Below are 6,766 nucleotides of genomic sequence, written 5' to 3'. Positions count from 1 at the left end.
CCCTATCCAAAACGGATAGGGTTTTTTGTTTTATAGCGGTTTTGAAAACATGTTTTGAAAGACAACTACCTCAAAATATAGCCCCGATGGAAGTGAACTACCCTGTAGTGCACACAGCGGGACTATAAATCTTTTGGAATACTAAACGTGGGTATGTGTTTTGCTAAGTTTTAATGTTGGAGTGGTTAGAGGTATTCTAACCAGTTTACATATGGTTTGTTTTTATCGTTTAAAGTGTAAAGATCTAGTTAAAATAGTTAAAAATAATTCGTTTTGGAAGATTAAATTTTATTGTAAGTTAGATATCTCTTACCTTTACTATAATAAAATTACCCTCAATAGCGCTTTTAAAAATTCTTGTATCTTAAAGAGAATTTTATATTTTTTACTCATTGTCATCTTGATTTTTTTAAAGGATTTCCCCCTTTTTGCTTGTTAAAGAGATTTAACTCCTAATGATTTGGTCTTCTAAAACCTTATTATTATGGAATTAAAAATTATTTTTAATGGATTAAAAGGAGTATTTTTTGATAGTATTCTTTTTAGATGTAAAATAAGAGAGAGATATGCTAATTTTTATAATAAAAATGTAATATGTCTTTTTTTTATATTAATTGGTCTTTTCTCTTTTTTTAATGTTCAATCACAAATTATAATCGAACAAGGAACAGTAAAGGCTAATTTTGGAATTGATGCAGATATTAAATCTGATATTACAACTTTTACAACTCCAGCTTGGGCAACACCTCAGAATACTGATGATTGGTTTAAATTGAATGGAGGTACAGGTAAAGGAGTTATTGATATTACTTCTGCGAGTGCTCTAAGTCAAATTCAAAGTTTACAGGCTAATCCTAATGCATCTGCTGAATTGAGGATGGCTTATCCTTATTTTACTGTAGTTGATGGAAGATATTGGATTGATGCAGTTTACTTAAGAGATCAACAAACATCTGGAAATTATAAAGATAGTAATGTTTTTGCAGGTCAAAGTAATAAGAACTTTGATAATCCTAACACTTGGAATATTGGTTTAGGAGATGTTCCTCAAAAAAATGATATTATTGATGTTTATGGTCATTTGAGACGTGATGGAACCAATATTTTAAACAATCCTGAATGGGGTTTTGTAGGACTATCAACAAGAAATGATAATGGGGATAGTTATATAGATATAGAATATTTTAGAAAAAAAATAGAAGTAGGAGGAAATGGTATCGTTTCCCCCGGAGCAGACGGCGGACGGACAGCTTGGACGTTTTCAAATACTGGAATGATTACACAGTTAGGAGATATAATTATTTCTTTGGATTTTTCAAATGGAGGTGTAGGAATTACAGGTAAAATTTACGTTTGGATGCTCTTGAATGATAAAAGCACAGCTTATTTTGATAATTTTAATACATTGCCCGACAGACCATTTAGGTTTGTTAAAGTAGGAAATAGCTATGTAAATTATTCAGGGGGAAATGGTGCAGGAGGTTTTGGTTATGCAAGAATTGAATTAAAAAATATAGGTGATGCTTCGGCTATTTTTTCGGCAGTAAATATAGGTTCTAATGTTGATGCTCCTAGCTGGGGAACAATTAATAGTAGTGGAAATATATCAGCTGTTTATAATCCTATTATTTTTTATGAGTTTGGTTTTAATTTGACAGCATTAGGTTTTGATAGTTCGTCAACACAAGTAGGTTGTGTGAGTCCATTTGGTAGTGTTATAGTCAAAACGAGATCTTCTGATTCGTTTACGGCGGAACTTAAAGATTTGGCAGGACCGATTGAATTAGGAGCTGATTTAGAGGTTGACGTATCTATTGATGGTAATACAACTGTTGGCTGTACAGAAACATCAACTATTTTGACGGCTACAGCAATGCCCATAACCAATAATTTCTCATATCAATGGTATTTTAATGGAGATTTAATTCAAAATGCAACTTCCAACACATTGGTAGCTACCCAGGCCGGTACATATACTGTAGAAGCAACTATAGTATTAGGGAGTATTCAAGGATGTACAGCTTCAAATTCTGTAGATGTAGCAATTACTCCACCTATTCCTATAAACATAAATTGTCCAGAAAATTATCAAGTTCCAGTTTGTTCAACTCAGGCTGATATTAATACTCAATTTGAAACTTGGTATAATAGTTTTACAGCATCTGGAGGTACTAATTTACAAACACAAGTGACAATTACTGATCAACAAGGTAATCCGGTTGTTTTAGGTAATCCAATTGTAGGACCTAATAGATGTGGTGGCATTTATACAGTTCTATTACAAGCTAGTGACGATTGTAACCAAACAGCTCAATGTAGTGCAATTTTTACGGTAGTTCCGGACGAAACCTTACCGGTAATCCAAGACCAAGAAGATGTAGTACTGGAAGGCTGTAACGCCCCATGGCCAAGTGAATTCACTACAACATGGAGCGACAACTGTTCCGAAGGCGGCACGATCTCTGGAGTAGCCGGTACAGTAATGTTAGGTTTAGACGGTTGTAGCCAATATATCGATTACACCTTTAACGCGACAGACGATTGCGGCAATGCCGCTGTACCGGTAGTAATCCGTGTCAGCAGAATGTACGACGAAACCTTACCGGTGATTCAAGACCAAGACGATGTAGTACTGGACGGCTGTAATACACCATGGCCAAATGAAGTCACCACAACATGGAGCGACAACTGTTCCGAAGGCGGCACAATCTCGGGAGTAGCCGGTACAGTAATGTTAGGCTTAGACGGCTGTAGCCAATACATTGATTACACCTTTAACGTGACAGACGATTGTGGCAATGCCGCTGTACCGGTAGTAATCCGTATAACTCGACAATATGACGAAACCTTACCGGTGATCCAAGACCAAGAAGACGTAGTACTGGAAGGCTGTAACGCCCCATGGCCAAGTGAAGTCACCACAACATGGAGCGACAACTGTTCCGAAGGCGGTACAATCTCGGGAGTAGCCGGCACAGTAATGACAGGTTTAGACGGCTGTAGCCAATATATCGATTACACCTTTAACGCGACAGACGATTGCGGCAATGTCGCTGTACCGGTAGTAATCCGCGTCAGCAGAATGTACGACGAAACCTTACCGGTAATCCAAGACCAAGATGACGTAGTACTGGAAGGCTGTAACGCCCCATGGCCAAGTGAAGTCACCACAACATGGAGCGACAACTGTTCCGAAGGCGGCACAATCTCGGGAGTAGCCGGCGCAGTAATGACAGGTTTAGACGGCTGTAGCCAATACATTAATTACACCTTTAACGTGACAGACGATTGCGGCAATGCCGCTGTACCGGTAGTAATCCGTATAACTCGACAATATGACGAAACCTTACCGGTGATTCAAGACCAAGACGATGTAGTACTGGACGGCTGTAACGCCCCATGGCTAAGTGAAGTCACTACAACATGGAGCGACAACTGTTCCGAAGGCGGCACAATCTCGGGAGTAGCCGGCGCAGTAATGACAGGTTTAGACGGCTGTAGCCAATACATTGATTACACCTTTAACATTACAGACGATTGTGGCAATGCCGCTGTACCGGTAGTAATCCGTGTCAGCAGAATGTACGACGAAACCTTACCGGTGATTCAAGACCAAGACGATGTAGTACTGGACGGCTGTAACGCCCAATGGCCAAGTGAAGTCACTACAACATGGAGCGACAACTGTTTCGAAGGCGGCACAATCTCGGGAGTAGCCGGCGCAGTAATGTTAGGTTTAGATGGCTGTAGCCAATATATCGATTACACCTTTAACGCGACAGACGATTGCGGCAATGCCGCTGTACCGGTAGTAATCCGCGTCAGTAGAATGTACGACGAAACCTTACCGGTGATTCAAGACCAAGACGACGTAGTACTGGAAGGCTGTAACGCCCCATGGCCAAGTGAATTCACTACAACATGGAGCAACAACTGTTCCGAAGGCGGCACGATCTCGGGAGTAGCCGGCACAGTAATGTTAGGTTTAGACGGCTGTAGCCAATACATTGATTACACCTTTAACGCGACAGACGATTGTGGCAATGCCACTGTACCGGTAGTAATCCGCGTCAGCAGAATGTACGACGAAACCTTACCGGTAATCCAAGACCAAGAAGATGTAGTATTGGACGGCTGTAATGCCCCATGGCCAAGTGAATTCACTACAACATGGAGCGACAACTGTTCCGAAGGCGGCACGATCTCGGGAGTAGCCGGCACAGTAATGACAGGTTTAGACGGCTGTAGCCAATATATCGATTACACCTTTAACATTACAGACGATTGCGGCAATGCCGCTGTACCGGTTGTAATCCGTGTCAGTAGAATGTATGATGAAACTCCGCCGGAAATTAATTGTCCTTCAGATATGGAAGTTTTTGATTGTAATGAAGTTCCTTATATAGAAATTCCTGTAGCAACTGATAACTGTGATCAAGATGTTATAGTAACGGCAACTCGTTCCGATGGATTAGCCCTTAATGATCCTTTCCCTATAGGTGAACTAGTGACTATTACTTTTACAGCTGAAGATAATTGTTATAATGAAGCTAGTTGTAGTTTTACTGTATTAGTTAATTCTTGTGATGCACCTCATTGTACGTATACACAAGGATTCTATGGTAATGTGAATGGTACAGCTTGTTTACCCAATGGAGGTTCTACAATGGCGCAAAATATTATGGTTGCTGCTTTGACAAATGTAGGCGGAGAATATAATTTTGGTAGTTTGTCAACTGGAAATTATTTCTTGTTGAAATTGACAGATATTAATAGAAACCATATTCCTGCACAAAATAATATTTTTAAAATGATGCCCGGAGGTGGAACACCTCGACAATTGATTGGTTTTGCTACGTATGATATTTTTGCTACTTGGGCTGACAACGATCCATTAAATGCAAGTGGTAAGAAAAAAGGAAAAATCAATAATAATTTGCTAAGTCAAACTATTACATTATTCTTTAATTTACAGATGGATAATGGTCTAGGTAGCTATGAATTGACAAATACTTTTGCAACTGTAGATGTAGAATGTGGTACAGATATACCAATTCCTGATTCTACTCAAATTTTTAATGTTTCACAAAATGTGATTGATTATTTAGAGTGGAATGGCGGAGCAACAGTTAGTAATCTGTTTATTTTGGCTAACAAAGCTTTAGGAGGAGAAAATATAGGAAGCTTAAGTCATTCTGAAGTTGAACAAGCTGTAGATGCAATCAATAAAGGTTTTGATACATGTAGAATGCAAGTTCCTGTACCTGTTGAGGAATCTGTGGATCTATCAGATAGCTTATTAAAAGCAGATTTTATAGTTTATCCCGTACCATTTAAGGATTATTTTACGATTCAATATCAATTCCGTTATCAATCAGATGTTGAAATTCAAGTTTTTGATGCTCGAGGGTTATTATTAATGACAGCACATGATAAAGGTGCTACTTATGGTAAAGAAATCAGAGTAAATACCACATTTAACTTAGCAGGAAGAGATGCTTTCTATTATGTTAAAGTAATATCCAGAACAGGTGTTTCAATTAAGAAAATTGTATCGGTGAGTAGATAACATAAAAATAACGAAGAGAAAGGGTAATATTGTTGTATTACCCTTTTTTTATGTTTTTATGACGAAAAGTGATAACTAGCCGTGGCAGAGCCAAGCACCTTGTGCAGGTGATGACACGACGATTTTCCTTTATAGAGCAGATGCTGTGCTACTAAAATTTTAAAATAGTATTGTAAAATTCTTGGTGTTTTTTGAATTCTTCAATTCCTTGAGAAAAACTCAAATAGTGTGCTCCGTTTTGCTTGTTAGATTGACTAATTTGATACAAATAATGATGGTGGCGCATGAGTTCTTTCCAACCAAAAAACAGGGAATGCTTGGGGTCATAAATGTGAGTGGGTTCGCTTAATGCACCATTGATTTCAACGATCTGAAAGTTTTTTTCGTTTTCCAAATCTTCAAAAGTGGTAAACATAATGTCCATTCGACCATAGTAAAAACCATTGATTTGATCGCATATTTTAGTAAAAGTAGCTTCTAATTTGGGTGTAATATATTGGCTTGCATCAACGAATTTTGTACCACGGCAATGATTGCCATAAGGAACTAAATTAATAGATTTTCCTTGAGGAAGAACTTCGTTCAATTGATCTTGATATTCTTCTTCCAAAGATGCTAATTGAAATTCATAACGCGGATCTTTACATAATATTTCTTTAATGCTTTCGGTGCCATTTCCGGTGATGATCAGAAACTCTTTGGCTACAATTCCTGTAATTTTTCCTTGGGTTTGGTTGGGGAATTTTACATAAAAAAGCCCAATTTCATTAGGAAATGGAATGCAATCTTGAAGAAGGAAGTTAAAATCGGCTTTTTGCCAATAAGCTTTAACATCCTCTAAATGATACAGCTTTTTAACCGCTGTTCCACGAAGACCAATATCAGGTTTTGCAATTAAAGGAAACTGCAGATTTCCTTTTATGATTTGGGTTTCAACTTCTGAAAAATCTGTTTTTACTTTAATCAATTCCGTTTTTGGATAATAGTGTTGTGGAATTAAATCGTAGATTTCTTTTTTAGATTCCATGAAAAATCCACCATTTTTGATGGTAGGATTAGAAGCGTTGAAGTAAAAAAAAGAGCGTGTTTTTATGGCATAAAAAAGATATTGGAAATACACCGGAAGATAAACTATTTGGTATGGCCAATATTCCCAATGGGTAAGTTTATGCCAGAATAAACGAAACTTTCTCATAG

General features: G+C 37.8%; 2 protein-coding genes. One reads left to right on the top strand and one right to left on the bottom strand.

The genetic code is table 11. The features are described from left to right. Positions 1–484 precede the first annotated feature (484 nt). Positions 485–5,569, top strand: a complete 5,085-nt coding sequence (locus tag ACUSJC_RS14825) for an HYR domain-containing protein (RefSeq protein WP_449270341.1) — start codon at positions 485–487, stop codon at positions 5,567–5,569. 151 nt (positions 5,570–5,720) lie between these two features. Here the strand turns inward: ACUSJC_RS14825 and ACUSJC_RS14820 are convergent, their stop codons facing one another. Continuing rightward, on the bottom strand, positions 5,721–6,764 hold the full coding sequence (locus tag ACUSJC_RS14820; RefSeq protein WP_449270340.1) for a D-alanine--D-alanine ligase: 1,044 nt from the start codon (positions 6,762–6,764) through the stop codon (positions 5,721–5,723). Positions 6,765–6,766: the final 2 nt, after the last annotated feature.

The organism is Flavobacterium sp. U410 (assembly GCF_053570605.1).
This window is presented reverse-complemented; position numbering and strand designations above follow the sequence as displayed.